General features: G+C 71.8%; 15 protein-coding genes and 1 pseudogene. 8 read left to right on the top strand and 8 right to left on the bottom strand.

Annotated elements, in window-relative coordinates; translation table 11 throughout:
* Positions 1-195: pseudogene (locus ACWCYO_RS37260) on the bottom strand (RNA-guided endonuclease TnpB family protein); the annotation flags it as partial.
* 254 nt (positions 196-449) lie between these two features.
* Here ACWCYO_RS37260 and ACWCYO_RS37265 point away from each other — a divergent pair.
* The 3 genes from ACWCYO_RS37265 (at position 450) to ACWCYO_RS37275 (ending at position 4634) form a co-directional block, all read left to right on the top strand.
* Positions 450-1787, top strand: coding sequence for an NAD(P)/FAD-dependent oxidoreductase (locus tag ACWCYO_RS37265; RefSeq protein ID WP_270149987.1), 1338 nt, complete (start codon positions 450-452; stop codon positions 1785-1787).
* A 239-nt stretch (positions 1788-2026) separates the two neighbouring features.
* The gene (locus ACWCYO_RS37270) at positions 2027-3628 is read left to right on the top strand and encodes an ABC-F family ATP-binding cassette domain-containing protein (protein ID WP_449786697.1); all 1602 of its coding nucleotides are present in this window, start codon (positions 2027-2029) and stop codon (positions 3626-3628) included.
* Positions 3629-3998: 370 nt separating this feature from the next.
* On the top strand, positions 3999-4634 hold the full coding sequence (locus tag ACWCYO_RS37275; RefSeq protein ID WP_449786698.1) for a LysE family translocator: 636 nt from the start codon (positions 3999-4001) through the stop codon (positions 4632-4634).
* Positions 4635-4694: 60 nt separating this feature from the next.
* Here ACWCYO_RS37275 and ACWCYO_RS37280 read toward each other — a convergent pair whose 3' ends face one another.
* On the bottom strand, positions 4695-5411 hold the full coding sequence (locus tag ACWCYO_RS37280) for a response regulator transcription factor (protein WP_270149982.1): 717 nt from the start codon (positions 5409-5411) through the stop codon (positions 4695-4697).
* A 213-nt stretch (positions 5412-5624) separates the two neighbouring features.
* On the opposite strand from ACWCYO_RS37280, the gene ACWCYO_RS37285 reads away from it, so the two are divergent.
* The 3 genes from ACWCYO_RS37285 to ACWCYO_RS37295 all read left to right on the top strand — a co-directional run bounded on the left by ACWCYO_RS37285 (position 5625) and on the right by ACWCYO_RS37295 (position 8403).
* Positions 5625-7172 (top strand): tryptophan halogenase family protein, encoded by a 1548-nt coding sequence (locus ACWCYO_RS37285; RefSeq protein ID WP_270149981.1) that lies wholly within the window; start codon positions 5625-5627, stop codon positions 7170-7172.
* Between the two features lie 188 nt (positions 7173-7360).
* Positions 7361-7906 (top strand): flavin reductase family protein, encoded by a 546-nt coding sequence (locus ACWCYO_RS37290; protein ID WP_270149979.1) that lies wholly within the window; start codon positions 7361-7363, stop codon positions 7904-7906.
* Between the two features lie 11 nt (positions 7907-7917).
* Positions 7918-8403 carry an aminoacyl-tRNA deacylase gene (locus ACWCYO_RS37295; protein ID WP_270149977.1) on the top strand — a complete coding sequence of 162 codons (486 nt, stop codon included), beginning with the start codon at positions 7918-7920 and terminating at the stop codon, positions 8401-8403.
* 28 nt (positions 8404-8431) lie between these two features.
* Here the strand turns inward: ACWCYO_RS37295 and ACWCYO_RS37300 are convergent, their stop codons facing one another.
* From ACWCYO_RS37300 to ACWCYO_RS37320, 5 genes are read right to left on the bottom strand one after another with little or no spacing between them, the layout of a single operon-like run.
* Entirely contained in the window at positions 8432-9610 is a 1179-nt protein-coding gene (locus ACWCYO_RS37300; protein WP_449786699.1) for an NAD(P)/FAD-dependent oxidoreductase, read from the bottom strand.
* Entirely contained in the window at positions 9600-10571 is a 972-nt protein-coding gene (locus tag ACWCYO_RS37305) for an L-tyrosine 3-hydroxylase (RefSeq protein WP_449786700.1), read from the bottom strand. The genes ACWCYO_RS37300 and ACWCYO_RS37305 overlap by 11 nt, the downstream gene beginning before the upstream one ends.
* Complete coding sequence (locus ACWCYO_RS37310) at positions 10568-11056, bottom strand: VOC family protein (protein ID WP_270149974.1); 489 nt, start codon at positions 11054-11056, stop codon at positions 10568-10570. The genes ACWCYO_RS37305 and ACWCYO_RS37310 overlap by 4 nt, the downstream gene beginning before the upstream one ends.
* A gap of 17 nt (positions 11057-11073) precedes the next feature.
* Positions 11074-12882, bottom strand: coding sequence for a gamma-glutamyltransferase family protein (locus ACWCYO_RS37315; protein ID WP_449786701.1), 1809 nt, complete (start codon positions 12880-12882; stop codon positions 11074-11076).
* 10 nt (positions 12883-12892) lie between these two features.
* Positions 12893-14260: a TrpB-like pyridoxal phosphate-dependent enzyme gene (locus ACWCYO_RS37320; RefSeq protein ID WP_270149972.1), complete on the bottom strand. Its 1368-nt coding sequence runs from the start codon at positions 14258-14260 to the stop codon at positions 12893-12895.
* A gap of 268 nt (positions 14261-14528) precedes the next feature.
* Between ACWCYO_RS37320 and ACWCYO_RS37325 the strand changes: the two genes are divergently transcribed.
* On the top strand, positions 14529-14951 hold the full coding sequence (locus tag ACWCYO_RS37325) for a nuclear transport factor 2 family protein (protein ID WP_449786702.1): 423 nt from the start codon (positions 14529-14531) through the stop codon (positions 14949-14951).
* Positions 14952-15087: 136 nt separating this feature from the next.
* Here the strand turns inward: ACWCYO_RS37325 and ACWCYO_RS37330 are convergent, their stop codons facing one another.
* Positions 15088-15735 carry a rhomboid-like protein gene (locus ACWCYO_RS37330; RefSeq protein WP_270149969.1) on the bottom strand — a complete coding sequence of 216 codons (648 nt, stop codon included), beginning with the start codon at positions 15733-15735 and terminating at the stop codon, positions 15088-15090.
* 248 nt (positions 15736-15983) lie between these two features.
* Here ACWCYO_RS37330 and ACWCYO_RS37335 point away from each other — a divergent pair, with 248 nt between their 5' ends.
* Positions 15984-16751 carry a rhomboid-like protein gene (locus tag ACWCYO_RS37335; RefSeq protein WP_449786703.1) on the top strand — a complete coding sequence of 256 codons (768 nt, stop codon included), beginning with the start codon at positions 15984-15986 and terminating at the stop codon, positions 16749-16751.
* The last annotated feature ends 131 nt before the right edge of the window (positions 16752-16882 follow it).

Genomic DNA, 16882 nt, shown 5'->3' on the forward strand with positions numbered 1-16882 from the left:
GTTGCGGCGCCTCGAGCCCTTCGGGCCGAGATTCCCGGCACGGATGTTGGCCTTCAACGTCGCATAGGCGTCGCAGACCTTCTTGATCGTCAGAACGACCGGCTGCGCCGACAGATCCGACGACTCCCGAAGATCCCGGTACACCCGGTGATGCAGACCGTTACGCCGATGCTCGCCGGACTCGAACGCCACCACGGAGGCGCGGTTCGCAGCCCGGTTACACGCGCGCAGAGTCGCCGCAAGCACGTCGGCCTGACAGGCCGACGGCTACAGCTTCACCTGCACAACGGTCTTCATGCAAGAGACACTAATTCGTGCATGACAGATGATCAAATTACCTACCGAGAACGCCGGTCGGCCTTGACGGCGAATCGGCTATCCCTGTCCCGCTACGCGGGCGATCCAATTCCTCCCCGGCCTGAAGGCCGGGGTTTCCTTGGAGGCATCAGATGAATTCTTCGGATACGGCCCCCGGGCGGGGCACTGCGGTGGTGATCGGCGGCGGGCTGGCCGGCGTGGTGGCGGCATGGGCGCTGCGGGGCTTCGCCGAGCGGATCGTCGTGGTGGAGCGGGACCGGTACCCGGACGAGCCGGTGTTCCGGGCCGGGGTGCCGCAGGGTCGGCACGCGCACCTGGTGCTGGAGGCGGGGCACCGGGCGCTGGAGGAGCTGATGCCCGGCATCAACCGGGAGTTGACGGCCGCGGGCGCGCACCGGGTCTCCGCTTCGGGCGACCTCAAGTGGCTCAGCTCGGCCGGGTGGATGGTCGACTACCCCGCCCGGATGTCCTTCCTCTCCTGCACCCGCCCGGTGCTGGACAAGCTGGTGCTGGACCGGGTCCGCACCGAGCCGTCGATCGAGTTCCTGGAGGGCACCGACGTGGTCGGCCTGCTGGGCTCAGCGCAGGCGGTGACCGGGGTGAAGCTCCGCGAGCGCGGCTCGGAGGGTGGTGAAGTCCTCGACCTCCCGGCCGAGTTGGTGATCGACGCGGCCGGCCGATCGACCTCCGTGCCGAAGTGGCTCGCCGAACTGGGCTGCCGCCCGGTGCCCGAGGAGCGGGTCGACCCGGGCGTCGCCTACGCCTCACGGCTGTTCCACCGCCCGCCCGGCGTCGACTTCGGCCACCAGGCGATCTACCTGCAGACCAAGGCCCCGGACAAGCCGCGGATGGGCGTCCTGCTGCCGGTGGAGGGCGACCGCTGGATCGTCAGCCTGGCCGGGATGCGCGGCGCCGAACCCGAGCCCGGCGAGGAGGGCTTCACCAAGCACCTGTCCCAACTGCGCGACCCCGGGCTGAGCGAGATGCTGCGGAACGCCGAACCGGCGGGCGAGGTGCGCGGCTTCCTCCCCGGCCCGGGCGTGCGCCGGCACTACGAACGCGGCGCCCCCGCGGGCCTGGTGGCGGTCGGCGACGCCGCGAGCACCTTCAACCCGGTGTACGGCCAGGGCGTCACCGTCTCGCTGTTCTGCGCCCAGGTGCTGCGCCGTACGGCCACCCGGCACAGCGGCATCGGCCCCGCCACGGCCCGCGACGCCCGGCGGGAGATCGCGGCGGTCTCCAAGAACGCGTGGATGATGTCCTGCGCCGAGGACGTCCGCTTCGCCGCCACGACCGGCGGACCCTCCGGCGCCCTGATCAAGCTCCAGCACCGCTACCTGGACAAGGTGCTGCACGGCGCCACCCGCAACGCCGAGGTCACGGCGGCCTTCCACGAGGTGCTGTCGCTGGTGGCGCCGCCGACCCGGCTGTTCCACCCCTCGGTGGTGGCCGCCGTCCTGCGCGCCTGACGACCGTCACGTACGGGTGCGCAGCGGCGCGAGCCGGTGCGCACCCCGTACCGAAGCGGCCGGTTCGAGTGCTCCCCGTTCAAGTGCTCCCCGTCCGTTCGAGTGCTCCCGTTAATTCGGATGCGCCCGTTCCGACCGGCCACTACCCTGGCCGGCATGTCTACGCCCCGAATTTCCTAGCTGACGGACCCGCCTCCACGCCACCCGTGTGTCCGTTAGCTGTTTCGGAGCGTTATCCCATGATCACCACTCGTGGTGTCGACGTGCGCGTCGGCGCCCGTCTGCTGCTGTCCGACGTCACCCTGCACATCGCCCCCGGCGACCGGATCGGCCTGGTCGGCCGCAACGGCGCCGGCAAGACCACCCTGCTCGCCACCCTCGCCGGACAACTGCCGCCCGCCGCCGGGACGGTCACCCGGACCGGGCCGGTCGGCTACCTCCCGCAGGACTCCCGCGCCGCCGATCCGGCCGTCACCGTCACCGACCGCATCCTGTCCGCCCGCGGCCTGGACACCGCCGTGCGCGCGCTGCGCGCCGCCGAGGAGGCGATGGCGCGGGCCGCCTCCCCCGCCGAGGAGCGCCGGGCGATGGACGCCTACGCGCGCGCCGACGCCCGGTTCCAGTCCCACGGCGGCTACGCGGCCGAGGCCGAGGCCGCCCGGGTCGCGGCCGGACTCGGGCTGCCCGCCCGGGTGATGGACTCCCCCGTCGGCACCCTCTCCGGCGGCCAGCGCCGACGGGTCGAGCTGGCCCGCATCCTGTTCGCCGACCACGGCACCCTGCTGCTGGACGAGCCCACCAACCACCTGGACGTTGACTCGATCGCCTGGCTGCGCGGCTTCCTCGCCACCCACCGGGGCGGGCTGGTCCTGATCAGCCACGACCTCGACCTGCTGGCGGAGACCGTCAACCGGGTCTTCCACCTGGACCCGCAGCGCGCCGTGATCGACGTCCACAACACCGGCTGGCAGGCCTACCTGGCCCAGCGCGCGGCCGACGAGCGCCGCCGCACCCGGGAGCGGGCCAACGCCGAACGCAAGGCCGCCGCCCTGCACGCCCAGGCCGACCGGATGCGGTCCAACGTCGCCACCGCGACCACCGCCCGCAGCATGGCCCGCCGCGCCGACCGGATGCTCGCCGAACTCGAACCCGTCCGGCAGGCCGAGCGCACCGCCCGCATCCGGCTGCCCGAGCCCGCGCCCTGCGGCCGGATGCCGCTCGGCGCGATCAGCCTCGCCAAGGCCTACGGCGGCCGGCCGGTGCTGAGCGGCCTGGACCTCGCCGTCGACCGGGGCAGCCGACTGGTCGTGCTCGGCCTCAACGGCGCCGGCAAGACCACCCTGCTGCGCATCCTGGCCGGCCACGAGCAGCCGGACTCCGGCCGGGTCGTCCCCGGCACCGGCCTGCGGCTCGGCTACTTCGCCCAGGAGCACGACACCCTGGATCCGGAGCTCAGCGTCCGCGACAACCTCGCCCTGGCCGCGCCCGACCTGACCGACGGCGAACTGCGCTCCGTCCTCGGCGCGTTCCTGTTCCGCGGTGACGACGCCGACAAGCCGGCGGGCGTGCTGTCCGGCGGCGAGAAGACCCGGCTGGCCCTGGCCGCCCTGGTCCACTCCGGCGCCAACGTGCTGCTCCTGGACGAGCCGACCAACAACCTCGACCCGGCGTCCCGGGCCGAGGTGCTGGCCGCGGTCGGTACCTACCCGGGGGCGATCGTGATGGTCACCCACGACCCGGGCGCCATCGAGGCCCTGCGCCCCGACCGGGTCCTGCTCCTGCCGGAGGGCGACGAGGACCTCTGGCACGACGCGTACCTGGACCTGGTCGCCCAGGCGTGAAACCCCGCCCGGCCCGCCGGTCTCCCCGGCGGGCCGGCGAGCCGCTACGGCTTGCGCGCCTCGATCAGGAAGCGCGCCGAATGGGCGACGAACGGCCGCTCGGCCCACCGGGTCCAAGCGGGCCGGAGCCGGGAATCGGAATTGTCGCCGGAACGCGGAAATCCCACTGACCCCACCGGTATCAGGACCGTGCAAATCCCCTGCTGCGCCATCCCTTCGTCAACGGCCGGTTCTCGCCCTTGCGCCCGCAGCGGTGCCGCGGCGCGGCTTCGGGTGGTCACACCCGGGCCGGCTCGTGATCGGCCGTTCATGCGGGAATCGAAATGCCGAACCCTGAACCGCGGTGGGAGCGCTCGGGTAGCCTGAGCCCATGATTGGACTGGATCGTCTGGGCGTGTTCCTGACCGTGGTGGCACTGCTGATCGCCGTGCCGGGCCCCAGTGTTCTGTTCGTCGTCAGTCGGGGCATTTCGCTCGGGCGCCGGGCCGCGGTGTCCTCGGCGATCGGGAACGAGGCGGGGCTGCTCGTCCAGGTGGTCCTGGTGGCATTCGGTCTGGGGAGCATCGTCGAGCGGTCGCTGCTCGTCTTCTCGGTCATCAAGTTCGCGGGGGCGATGTACCTCGTGTACCTGGGTGTTCAGGCGTGGCGGCACCGGCACCGGCTGGGCACGACGGACGAGGCCGGGCCGGAGGCCGCGGGCATGGCCCGGATCCTGCGCGAGGGGTTCGTGGTGGGTGTCAGCAATCCCAAGGGGCTGCTGATCTTCACCGCCGTGCTGCCGCAGTTCGTCGAACCCTCCGGAGGGAGCGTCACCGTCCAGATACTGCTCCTGGGCGCGATCTGTGTGCTGGTCGCCCTCGTCTCCGATGCGTCGTGGGGCGTCCTCGCCGGGACGGCCCGCAACTGGCTTTCCGGGTCGCCCCGGCGCCTGGCATGGATCGGTGGCGCGTCGGGAGTCGTGATGGTCGGTCTGGGAGTCCGGCTGGCGCTCAGCGATCGTCACTGAAGCCCGTCCGACCGGTCCGGGCGAGTTGACGGGTGGGCGGGTTCCCCGTCCTCGACCGGCTTAGCCGCTCCGGCTGATGCCCAGTTCGTAGGCGACCGCCACCGCGCTGGCCCGGTTGCGCAGTCCCAGCTTGAGCAGCAGGTTCTGCACGTGCGTCTTGACCGTGCTCTCGCTGACCACCAGTTCGGCCGCGATCTCGGCGTTCTTCATCCCGCGCGCCAACAGCTCCAGCACCTGGCGTTCGCGCAGCGTCAGCAGGTCCAGCAGCTGGTGGCGGGCGGAGCGATCGCGCGGCGACGCTCCGGGAGACCGGCGGCTGCCCGGCGCACAGACGCGGTACCCCCTGGCCACCAGCCGCAGCGCGGAGACCAGGTGTTCCGGGTCCTCCGTGGTCAGCACCACTCCTCCGGCCCCCAGGGTGTCCGCCTCCGAGCAGATCCGGTCGTCGGCTTCGCCGGCCAGCAGCAGGATCCTGGAGGCACCGCTCTCGGCGAAGTGCGCCGCGCGGTGCACCAGATGGGCCACGTCGATCGACCGGCAGGAGGCGTTGACGACGAGCACGTCGAACGACGGGTCGAGGCACGCCTCCACGGCCGTGGAACTCTCGGCACTGCTGCCGGCCAGGGTGAGGTCGGGATGGTCGCGGAGAATGTGGATCAGTCCGACGCGCACGAGACTGGAGTCGTCGACCAGGAAGATCCTCAGCGTTCTGTCGGCGGACCCGGCCGGATCCCCGGTCTTCGCCGTCGGCGCTTCCGTGGAACGGACTGGTCGCATGCGTTCTCCCGGCGCGGATCGACAGGTTCGAACAGTAGTAGTCATCCTCTCCCGTGCGCTCCGCGAGCAGTCACGACTTTCTGCCATATTCCGAAGTCATGTGTCCGCGGTTCTTCCCATTACTTCGACCTAGTCCTTTGAGCGATCAAACCCCGAGCAATCCCCCCGAACTGCCGAGGACACCGCACCGCGTCGCGATCTAGGGTCCAAGGCATGAAGCAGAGTGTTGTGGTACTGGGCGGCGGAACAGCCGGTTGGATGGCCTCCGCTTATCTTCGGGCGGCCTTCGGGAACAACATCGACGTCACCGTCGTCGAATCCCGGCGCATCGGCACGATCGGCGTGGGGGAGGCGACCTTCAGCACGGTCCGGCACTTCTTCGACTACCTGGGCCTCAGCGAGTCGGACTGGATGCCGGAATGCAACGCCACCTACAAGCTCGCGGTGCGCCTGGAGGACTGGCGGGCACCGGGCGACGTCTTCTACCACCCCTTCGAACGCATGCGGATCGTCGACGGAGTGCCGCTCACCGACTGGTGGCAGCGGCTGCGGCCGACCGAACGCTTCGACCACGACTGCTTCCTGATCCCCTGGCTCTGTGACGCCAAGGCCTCCCCCCGCCACCTCGACGGCCGGCTCTTCGAGCAGGACTTCGCGGAGGACCCGGACCGCCAGCCCTACCGGACGACCCTCGCCGAGCAGAACACCCAGTTCCCGTACGCCTACCACTTCGACGCCTCGCTGCTCGCCGACTTCCTGACCCGCTACGCGGTCGAGCGCGGAGTGCGGCAGATCATCGACGACGTGGTGGACGTGCGCCTGGACGAACGGGGTTGGATCGACCACCTCGTCACCAAGGGGCACGGCGAGCTGCGCGCGGACCTCTACGTGGACTGCTCCGGGTTCCGCAGCAGGCTGCTCGGACAGGCCCTCGACGAGCCGTTCATCTCTTTCCAGGACGCCCTGCCCAACGACCGCGCGGTGGCGCTTCGCGTTCCGGTCGACACCGCCGTCGAGGGGATCCGGCCCTGCACCACCGCCACCGCCCAGGACGCCGGGTGGATCTGGACCATCCCCCTGCTCGACCGCATCGGCACCGGCTACGTGTACGCCGCGGACTACTGCGAGCCGGAGGAGGCCGAGCGCGTGCTGCGCGAATTCGTCGGCCCCGCGGCGGACGGCCTGGAGGCCAACCACATCCGGATGCGCATCGGGCGCAGCCGACGGGCCTGGGTGAACAACTGCGTCGGGATCGGGCTGTCCGCCGGCTTCGTGGAACCGCTGCAGTCCACCGGCATCTTCCTGATCCAGCACGCGATCGAGCAGTTGGTCAGGTACTTCCCCGGCACCGAGCGCGAGAGCGTGCTGCGGGACGGCTACAACCTCAGCGTCGCCAGGGCGATCGAGGGGGTGCGCGAGTTCCTGATCCTGCACTACCGGGGCGCCGCCCGCGCGGACAACGACTACTGGCGCGACGCCAAGCGGCGTGCGGTTCCCGACGACATGGCCTGGCGCCTGGAGCAGTGGCAGGGCAAGCTCCCGGACAACGACACCACCTACCCGTACTACCACGCCTTCGAGCCCTACTCGTACGTCTGCATGGCCCTCGGCCTCGGCGGGATCCCGCTGCACCATCCGCCGGCCCTGGACCTCTTCGACGCCGCCCGGGCGCAGCACGAACTGAGCCGCGTGCGCGAGCAGGCGCAGGCGCTGCTGAAGACGCTGCCCAGCCAGGCCGAGTACCTGTCCAGGCTGCGCTGAGATGACGGCCCTGCTCCGGGCCGTGGCGATCCTGGCCGTCGTCCTCGTCGCGGCACGCCTGGCGCGCGGCACGGCGGGCCTGTTCCGGCAGCCCCGTCGTCGGGGAGATCGCCGTCGGTCCGGTGGTCCCGGGGCGGCGCCTCGTGGGGCGCCGCCCCTTCCCGAGAGCACCAAGGAGTTGCTGCCGGATGACCACGCCTGATGCGGCCGTGCACCGGGTACCCGTCGGCGAACGGGACTTCCGCAGTCTGATGTCCCTGTTTCCCACGGGAGTGGTGGTGATCGGCGCGCTGGACGCCGATGGCCGGCCGTGGGGCATGACCTGCTCGTCCCTGTGCAGCGTCTCGCTCGATCCGCCCACCTTGCTGGTGTGCGTCCGCAGTGGCAGCCCCACCTTGCGGGCGCTCACCGAGACGGGCACGTTCAGTGTCAACTTCCTGCACCACGCGGCCCGGTACGTGGCGGAGGTGTTCTCCTCGGGTGATCCGGACCGGTTCCTGCGAACGGCGTGGCACCTGCCCGAGCTGGCGGGAGGACCGCACCTCGGGGAGGCCGCGCTCGCCGTCGGCGACTGCCGGGTGGAGAGCACGCAGCAGGTCGGCGACCACACCGTCGTGCTCGGGCGGGTGCTCCGCGCCCGTTTCCTCGCCGGCGCCGGAGACACTCCGCTGCTGTACGGTCTTCGGCGGTACGCGGTGTGGCCCACGGACGGTACCGTGGAGCCTCCCGACTGACGAGGAGTCAGATGTCAGAGTCAGTGCGTGACGATGTGGTCCTGTCGCCCGAGGAGGTGCTCCGCAACTCCGGCGTGCCGTTCACCGTGCTGGACCACGTGCCGATCGTCGGCCGGCACGACGCCGAGACCAAACTCGGCCTGGCCACCGAAGAGTTGCTGAAGACGATGGTGTTCAGGACCGCGGACGGCACCTTCGTGCTCGCCGCGCTGCCGGTCACCGCCCGGGTCAACTACGGCCGGCTGGCCCGGGCGGCGGGCGTGTCCCGTTCGAGCCTGCGCCAGGCGGACCCGCAGGAGCTCGGCCTGCTCGGCATGGAACCGGGTGGCGCCAGCCCGGTGTGCGACCGCCCGGGGGTGACCGTCGTCTTCGACGCCTCGGTGGCCGGCATGGACGTCGTCTACTGCGGCAGCGGCCGGGCCGACCGGACGGTGCGGATCGAGGCGGCGCGGCTGATCGAGCTGGTCAAACCGGCCATCGAGGAACTGTCCTCGTGATCGGCGGGCACCGCTGCCGCCGACTTCGTCAGCCGAACCTCTCCGGGCTGAACTCCTCCGCCTGCAGCGGACGGTGACCATCGATCAGGTCGGTCAGCAACCGTGAGGTGCCGGGGGCGAGCGGCATGCCGTCGATCCCGTAGCCGGACAGGAACCAGAGCCCCGGCACCCCCGGTGCCGGCCCCACGATCGGCAGGCCGTCGGGGGACATCGGGCGCACACCCGCCCAGATCTCGCGCACCGCGGTCTTGGCCAGTGCCGGTGCGTGGCGGGCGGCGGCCGCCACGATCAGCGCGGCCGTCCGCTCGCCGTCCTGGGCCTCGTTGAGCTGCAGGGCCGGGCTGCTGCTCGAACCGAGCACCACGTCGCCGCCGGGCAGCGGCTGCAGGGAGAAGACGACCTGGGTGCCTTCCTGCGTGACGGCGCCCGTCACCTCCGTCAGCAGTGGCAGTCCCTGCTTGCGCAGTCCCGTGGAGCCGTGCCAGGTGGACTGCATGAGGGTGTGGCGGAACGTCGTGCTCGTGACGGGGACGGTGCGCACCAGCCATCCCCGCGCGCCGAAGACCGGCAGGTCCGCGCCGGCCTGGTGGGCCAGGCTCCGGGACCACGGTCCTGCGGCGAGGACGACGGCGCCCGCCGACAGCGGGCCGTCGTCGGTGATGACACCGGTGACCCGCTCGCCCCGGCGCAGCAGGCCCCGCACCGGGCTGTTGGTGCGGATCCGCGCGCCCGCGCGCCGTGCCCGCTCCGCGAGCGCGGTGGCGGCCAGGACCGGGTGCAGGGCGTGGGCGCCCTGCACGACCACGGCGCCGGCCAGATCGGGTGCGAGACCGGGCTCGAGCTCCAGGAGCTCGCGGGTGCCGATCGCGGTGGAGGCGAATCCGCCCTCGGTCAGCGCCCGCCCGTGGCCGCGGGCCCGCTCCAGGCCGTCCTCGTCCCGGGCCACCAGGAGGTAGCCGTGCTCGCGCAGCCCGAACGGTACGTCCCCCTCGTCCTCGGCCTGTCGGTAGTAGGCCACCGCCTCCGCGTACAGGGCGCCGGCGGCGGGTACGGGGCTGGGCAGGAGGCCGCCCTGGTTGCGGCCGGTCGCGCCGCTGGCCAGCGCGCCGCGCTCCAGGAGCAGGACGTCGAGGCCGCGGGAGGCCAGTCGGTCGGCACAGGAACAGCCGGCGATGCCTCCGCCGACGACGATCACGTCAGGTGACATGGGATGCGCTCTCCCCTCCCGGTAGTGCGTTGACGTGCACGGTTTCCCCGCAGCGCACGGCGTCGCGGGCGATGCGGTTCAGGATCGGCGGGATCTCTCCTTCGATCGCCACGACCTCCGGCGTGGTCAGCGACGGCGGCTTCTCGTGCCGGCTGGAGGCGAAGTCCGGGTACAGCCCGTTGGTCCGCAGGTCGTTCTGCACCGCTCTGACCCGGCGCAGCAGCTGCGCGGCGACCTCGCCCGGTTCGGCGGGCGCCCGGAGGGTGAGGAAGTAGGTGTCGAACAGGACCGCGCAGACGTCGCGCGGCAGCATCTGGCCGTTGCTCGCCGTCTGCAGAAGCGATGGCGCTCCGGGGACCAGCTTGCCGCCGATCCCCTCGTGCACGGCGTTGTTGAGCTCGGTTTCGTGGGTGAGTGCCGCCTCCTCCCCGCTCCAGGCGGCGGGCGTCCGGCCGCGCAGGAGGGGGCGTACCGGGGCGTAGTCGCGGGCCCAGGCCCCGGTGAACCGGGGGTGCTGCAGGGCCATGCTGGGCCTGATGACCCGCTGGTAGACGTCCCGGGTGCAGGAGGCGGCGTAGAGGAGCAGGCCCGAGTAGCCGCGGATCAGACGGGTCGCCGCCCGCGCGTCGTCCACGGGGTCCTGGGCGGCGGGGGCGGCGGCCGCCAGCCGCCCGAGCTCCTGCCACAGGACGAAGGTCAGCTGGTGGCCGGTGATCCAGCGGAACCAGAACAGCTCGTCGGGCGAGCCGGGGCGGTCCAGTTCCTGCGGCGGGTCGGTGGCCGCTTCGTAGCCCAGCAGTTCGGGGTACCGTCCGCACAGTTCCCCGTCCGCGGCACGCCGCCCGAGCGGCCCGGCTTCGACCGGCAGGAACAGGGGTTCCAGTCCGTAGGGTCGGCCTCCGTACCGGTTGACGGCGGCTTCCAGCTGGGCGGTGGTGGAGACGCCGTCGGTGCTGGTCACCGTCCCTCCGCCTCCGCCGGCACGTGGGTGAACTCGAACTCCAGTCCGTTCACGTCGTAGAGGTAGAGGCTGCTGACCTTGTCGTCGTCCACGACGATCTCGGTCGGCGGATCCGGCCGGGCGAAGACGAAGCGTCCCGAGGCGAAGAGCCGCTGCCAGCGGGCGCGCCATTGCTCCAGCTCGGCCGCCGACGGGACGGCGAGGCACAGGTGCTGGAACTGCGGCACGTCCGGCTGCGGGAGGGTGTAGTCGTCCGAGCGGGTGAACAGGTGGAACCGGGTGCCGGCGGCCACCACTTCGGTGAGCCGGACGATGCCGGGCAGCCTGCTGCGGGTCAGGTCGGAGAACTCGTCCAGGGTCCAGGCGGCGGTGCCGCCGAAGAACTCGGTGTACCAGGCCACGCAGTTGTCGAGGTCGGCGGTCTCGACCGCGACGTGGTGCAGGGCCGCCCGGAGCGGTTCGGCGGGAGGTCGTACGGCGTTCACGGGGTTCGGATGTCCTTTCATCGGGCGATCGCGTAGGCCTGCTCGCCCCTCGGGGACGCGGCCGCGCGGATCAGGCCGGCGTCCGGGTCGCTCCCCACGGCGCACACCTTGCCCAGCGACCAGTCGGGGACGGGTTCGACCTCGTGTCCCCGGCGCCGGAGTTCGGCCGTCACCGGGTCCGGGCAGCGTCGCTCGATCCGGATGGTGCGCGGCTGACTGGTGCGGGGTGTGAAGGAGCTCGGCACGTGCTCGGAGTGGAAGGCGAGGGTCTCGACGGCGCGTTGCAGGTCGAGTCCGAAGTGGACGTGGGCCAGGAAGAAGCCGAGCGTCCACTGGTCCTGCTGGTCCCCGCCCGGCGTGCCGAAGGCGAGCCGGGCCCGGCCGTCGGCCAGGACCAGGGTGGGGCTCAGTGTGGTCCGGGGGCGTTTCCCCGGTGCCAGCGCGTTCGGGTGCCCCTGGTCCAGCCAGGCCATCTGGCCACGGGTGCCGAGTGCGAAGCCGAGGCCCGGGATCACCGGGGAGCTCTTGAGCCAGCCGCCGCTGGGCGTGGCGGCCACCGTGTTGCCGTGCCGGTCGGTCACCGTCAGGCAGCAGGTGTCCCCGCGTGCTTCGGTCCGTGCCAGTACGGGCGGGACCACCGTGGGGAGCCCGGCCGACAGCTGGCGTTGCCACTCCGCGCCATGTGGCGGCTCGGGGCCGTCCAGCCGGGGGATCCGCGGTTCGAGACCGCGGGGGGAGCCGGGGCGCAGCTCGGCGGCCGCGCGGTCGTCGATCAGTTTCCGGCGTTGCTCGTTGTAGTCGCGGTCGAGCAGGGCGGTGACCGGCACGTCCGAGAAGTCGGGATCGCCGTACCAGGCTTCCCGGTCCGCGTAGGCCAGCTTGGCGCACTCGGTGACGGTGTGCAGGTAGTCGGCGCTGTCCAGGCCCATCGCGGTCAGGTCGAAGCCCTCCAGCAGTGCCAGTTGCTGGAGGAAGACCGGTCCCTGGGACCAGGGGCCGGGCTTGTGCACATCCAGGCCCTGGTAGTGGTAGCTCGTGGTGTTCTCGGTCGGCGGCATCCAGCGGGCCAGGTCGTCACCGGTGAGCAGGCCGCGGTGGCGCCGCCCGGTGGCGTCCAGGGTCTCGGTGTGCCGCAGGTGGGTGTCGATGGCCTCCGCGACGAAACCGCTGTAGAACGCCGCGTGGGCCGCCCGGATCTGTTGCTCACGGCCCGCTCCGGCGGCTTCGGCCTCGCGGAGGATCCGCTGGTAGGTCGACGCGAGCGCGGGGTTGCGCATCCGTGAACCGGCGGCCGGCGGGGCACCGTTCACGAGGTAGGTGCGGCCCGACTCCGCCCACTCCTCGCGGAAGAGCGGTGCCAGGACCTCGATCGCCTCGGCGGCCCGGGGCAGCAGGGGGTAGCCGTCGGCGGCGTACCCGATCGCGGGGGAGATCACCTGCCGCAGGGTCAGCGTGCCGTGCTCCTCGAGCAGTCTGAGCCAGGCCCCGAACGCTCCGGGCACGGTGGCCGGCAGTACCCCGGAGCCGGGGATCCGGGTGAGGCCCAGGTCGTGGAAGGCCGCGGGCGTGGCGGCGAGCGGCATCGGTCCCTGCCCGCAGATCACCGAGGCACGGCCGGTGCGGGCGTCGAAGCCGATGATCGGCACGTCACCGCCGGGCCCGTTCAGATGCGGTTCGACGACCTGCAGCACGAAGCCGGCCGCCACGGCGGCATCGAAGGCGTTGCCACCGGTCTCCAGCATCGCCATGCCCGCCGCCGAGGCGAGCCAGTGGGTGGAGGAGACCGCGCCGAACGTGCCGCGCAGTTCGGGGCGCGTCATCACCATGTCGGCGGCCTCAGACCGCGGCCGCCGGCGACGGCAGGTTGCTCAGGCTAGTCACGATCTGCTCGTCGGTGACGGTGGGGTTCTCCAGGGCGCCGGCCAGGAAGGCGTCGAAGGCGGCCAGGTCGAAGTTGCCGTGTCCGGAGATGTTGAAGAGGATCACCCGCTGCTCGCCGGCCTCGCGGGCCGCCAGCGCCTCGATGACGGCCGCCTGCAGCCCGTGGGCCGACTCGGGCGCGATGACGAAGCCCTCGCTGCGGGCGAAGCGGACGGCCGCCTCGAACACGTCTGTCTGCGGGAAGGCGCGGGCCTCGATCAGCCCGTGCTCCTTGAGCAGGCACAGGCTCGGCGCGTCGCCGTGGTACCGCAGGCCGCCGGCGTGGATCGAGCCCGGGATGAAGTCGTGCCCGAGGGTGTGCATGTAGAGCGGAGGAGTCAGCCCGGCGGTGTCGGCGAAGTCGTAGGCCAGCTTGCCGCGGGTGAGCGTGGGGCAGGCTTCCGGCTCCGCCGCGATGAACCGGGTGTGGGGGCGGTCGCCGTTCAGCCGGTCCTGCAGGAACGGGTAGGTCAGCCCGGCGAAGTTGGAACCGCCGCCGACGCAGGCGATCACCGCGTCGGGGTAGTCCCCCATGATCTCCATCTGCTTCTTCGCCTCCAGCCCGATCACGGACTGGTGCAGCAGGACGTTGTTCATGATCGAGCCGAGCGCGAACTTGGTGTCGTCCCGGCTCAGGGCGTCCTCGACGGCCTCGCTGATGGCGATGCCGATGCTCCCGGAGGATTCCGGGTCCCGGGTGAGGATGGCGCGGCCGGCCTCGGTCCGGCTGGTCGGCGAGGCGAAGACCTGGGCTCCCCAACTCTGCATCAGCGACTTGCGGTACGGCTTCTGCTCGAAGGAGGCCCTGACCATGTAGACGTTGACCTCCAGCCCGAAGAGGGAACCGGCGAAGGACAGGGCCGAGCCCCACTGCCCTGCGCCGGTCTCGGTGGTCAGCCGACGGACCCCCTCCTGCGCCGCGTAGTAGGCCTGGACCACCGCGGTGTTGGGCTTGTGCGAGCCGGAGGGCGACACGCCCTCGTACTTGAAGTAGATGCGTGCCGGGGTGTCGAGGGAGCGTTCCAACTGCGATGCCCGGACCAGGGGGGACGGACGCCAGATCTTGTAGACCTCGCGGACCTCTTCGGGGATGTCCACCCAGCGCTCCCGGGTGAACTCGTGCTCGATGATTTTCTGCGGCAGCAGCTCGGCCAGGTCCTGGGGCTTCAGCGGCTCCAGCGTCGCCGGGTTGAGGGGGCCGGGAAGCGGAGCGGGCAGGTCGGGAATGATGTTGTACCAGCGGTCGGGCAGGTCGTTCTCTGACAGCAGGACTCGTTTCCGCACAGGGTTCCTCCTTCATCGAGGGCCGGGGTTTCGATGACTCCTGCGCATCGTATGAACACGGGAGTTATGCGATCTTCGGCCGTTCGGCCCGACCTTCGAAAAGAGGTTCCCTACAAGGGACTAGCCCGAAAGTCGTGCGCCTGCTCGTCGGATTTGCCGGAAGGCGGTCGCCGGGAGATCGATGCTCGACAGACCCGGCCCCGCGAGGTGAGACTGGGGCGTCGTCGCGGAACCGTGCCGTCTCCCCCGGACGCTGGAGGGCAATTCCATGAGCGAAACCGATGCCGACCGCGAGGCTGATTCCGGTTCCGGCGCCGATGCCGATGCCGATGCCGATGACATCAGGGCCCTGGAGAACCGTCGCTTCGAAGCGCTCGTCACGGGCGATCTCGACGGGTTCGCCGAAATCGCCCATCCGGAACTCGCCTACACGCACTCCAGTGGAACGCTCGACACTTTGGATTCCTATCTCACGAAATGCGCGAGCGGCTTCTTCGTGTACCACTGGATCGAGCATCCGATAGACCGGATCACGGTGATCGGGGACACGGCCATCGTGATCGGCGAAATGCGGGCCGACCTGTCGGTGAACGGCGTGCACAGGAAACTGGAAAACCGGTCGCTCGCGGTGTGGACACGGGTGGACGGCAAGTGGAAGTTCCTCGCCTACCAGGCCACCGCCAGGAACTGACGCCCGGACGGCCGGCCCGTCGACGGCCGCCGGACCGGGCGGACGATCAGGCCGCCGAGGCAGGCCTCGCCGAGGTCGACCGGGCGCAGCCCGCCGGCACCGGTTTCCTCCAGCCCCGATTCAGGCCGTTCTCCGCTCAACGCCTGGTCAGCGGGTAGCAGGCGAGGCCGATCAGCGCCGCGCTGAGGTGACCGATGCCGGTGTAGTCCCGGCCCTGGAAGACGCCGACGACGTACACGGCCAGCACCCCCGCCAGGTACAGGTACCGCCAGGGCCGCACGATCAGGTAGGTGAGCACCCCGACCACCCCGGCGAGCGCGTAACTGACGCCGTAGTCGAGCGTGTAGACGGCCCTCGGCGCCGCCAGGCCGCGGTGGATCGCCCAGCCGAGGAGGCCCTCGCTGAGGTAGGTGGCGCCGACGTGCGCCAGCATCGCCACCGAGATCCAGCGCAGCGTGCCCAGCCAGCGCTCGGCGGGCACGTGGAAGAGGTTGTACAGCGCGAAGTAGCTCAGCCAGCCGCCGCCCGCGATCCACAGCGCGCTGGTCGCCAGCACCCGGACCGGCGAGACCTGGAGGTGGTGCAGGTTGGTCGAGCGGCGGTGCAGGATGCGGTCGGCGGTCGCCGCGTCGACGTGCCGGATCACCTCCGTGGTGACCAGCAGGATCGCCAGCCAGATGTAGGTGCCGGGGGCGCGCCGGACGTAGCGCCACGTCGCGCGGGCCGCACGTGCCCACCAGGCCGTCCGGTGCGCCTGCGGCACCCCGGTGGTGCTGCCGGTCATCGGCGCCTCCTCGACGGTCCCCCTCACCCTCGCCCGGCCCGGGTTCCTCCCGCCGCCGCGCCGACCCGTTCGGGTGATCCTCCCCCGCCACCGATCTCCGCGCCGCCCGCCCGCCGCCCGGAGACCGCCGGGGCGCCCGGGCGGATGACGGCCGCGACGGCCGCCTCCCCCGAGTGACATAGGCTGGGTCTCCGGCCGCCCATGGAGCCGCCGACACCGGACACCGCACAGCGAGGGCGTCAGGCACGATGAGGGACCGCCTCGGAACGACGAAACCGGCCGACCCGACCGACACCGACTCGGCCACCGCCCGGCGCCAGGCCGCCGGAACGGCCTCCCTCAGAGCGACCGCCGTCAGCACGGCCCGCCGTCTGCGACTCACCACGGTCTACGTCGTCCTGCTGACCGTCACCGCCTCCTGGCTCGCTACCCAGAGCCACGCGGAGCGGGCCCGGTTCGTCCGGCACAACAGCAGCAACGTCCACCACATGGAAGTGGGCAAGTGGTGGACGTTGTTCACCAGTGGCCTGGTGGTCGACGGAGTCCCGGCGTGGGCCGGCATCGCCGCCGTGGCCGTGGTCCTGGGCCTGGCCGAGTGGCGCTGGGGTGCGGCCCGCGCGGGCGCGGTCTTCGTCTTCGGACACCTGGGCGCCACCCTGCTCACCGAGGGCGCCATGTGGGTGATGCTGATCGCCCGGATCCCCGGCGCGCTCTCCCGGGCCCGGGACGTGGGGATCAGCTACGGACTGGTCGCCACCGCCGGCTGCCTGCTCGCCCTGGGACCGCCCGTGCTGCGCCGGTACGGCCTGCCGGCCCTCGCCCTGGCACTGGCCGGGGCCTGGGCGACGGACCAGCAACTGGCCGACGCCGGGCACCTGGTGGCCCTCGGGCTCGGCGTCCTCGCCTCCCGCTCCCCCTGGCTGCTCGCCCGCGCCGCCCGCCAGGGCCGCCGAGAACCAGACCGCCGAGAACCGGGTCGCCGGGAACCGGGCGCGGGCCCGGATCCCATTCCCTGACACCACACCGCACCGCAGTCGGGGGGGGGGGCCCCCCCCCCCCCGCCCGCCGGCGCCCCCCCCCCCCCCCCCCCCCCCCACAACACCCCACACCGCGCGACCCCGCGGCCCCCCCCCCCCCCCAACCGCAC

This window comes from Kitasatospora sp. NPDC001683 (assembly GCF_053596495.1).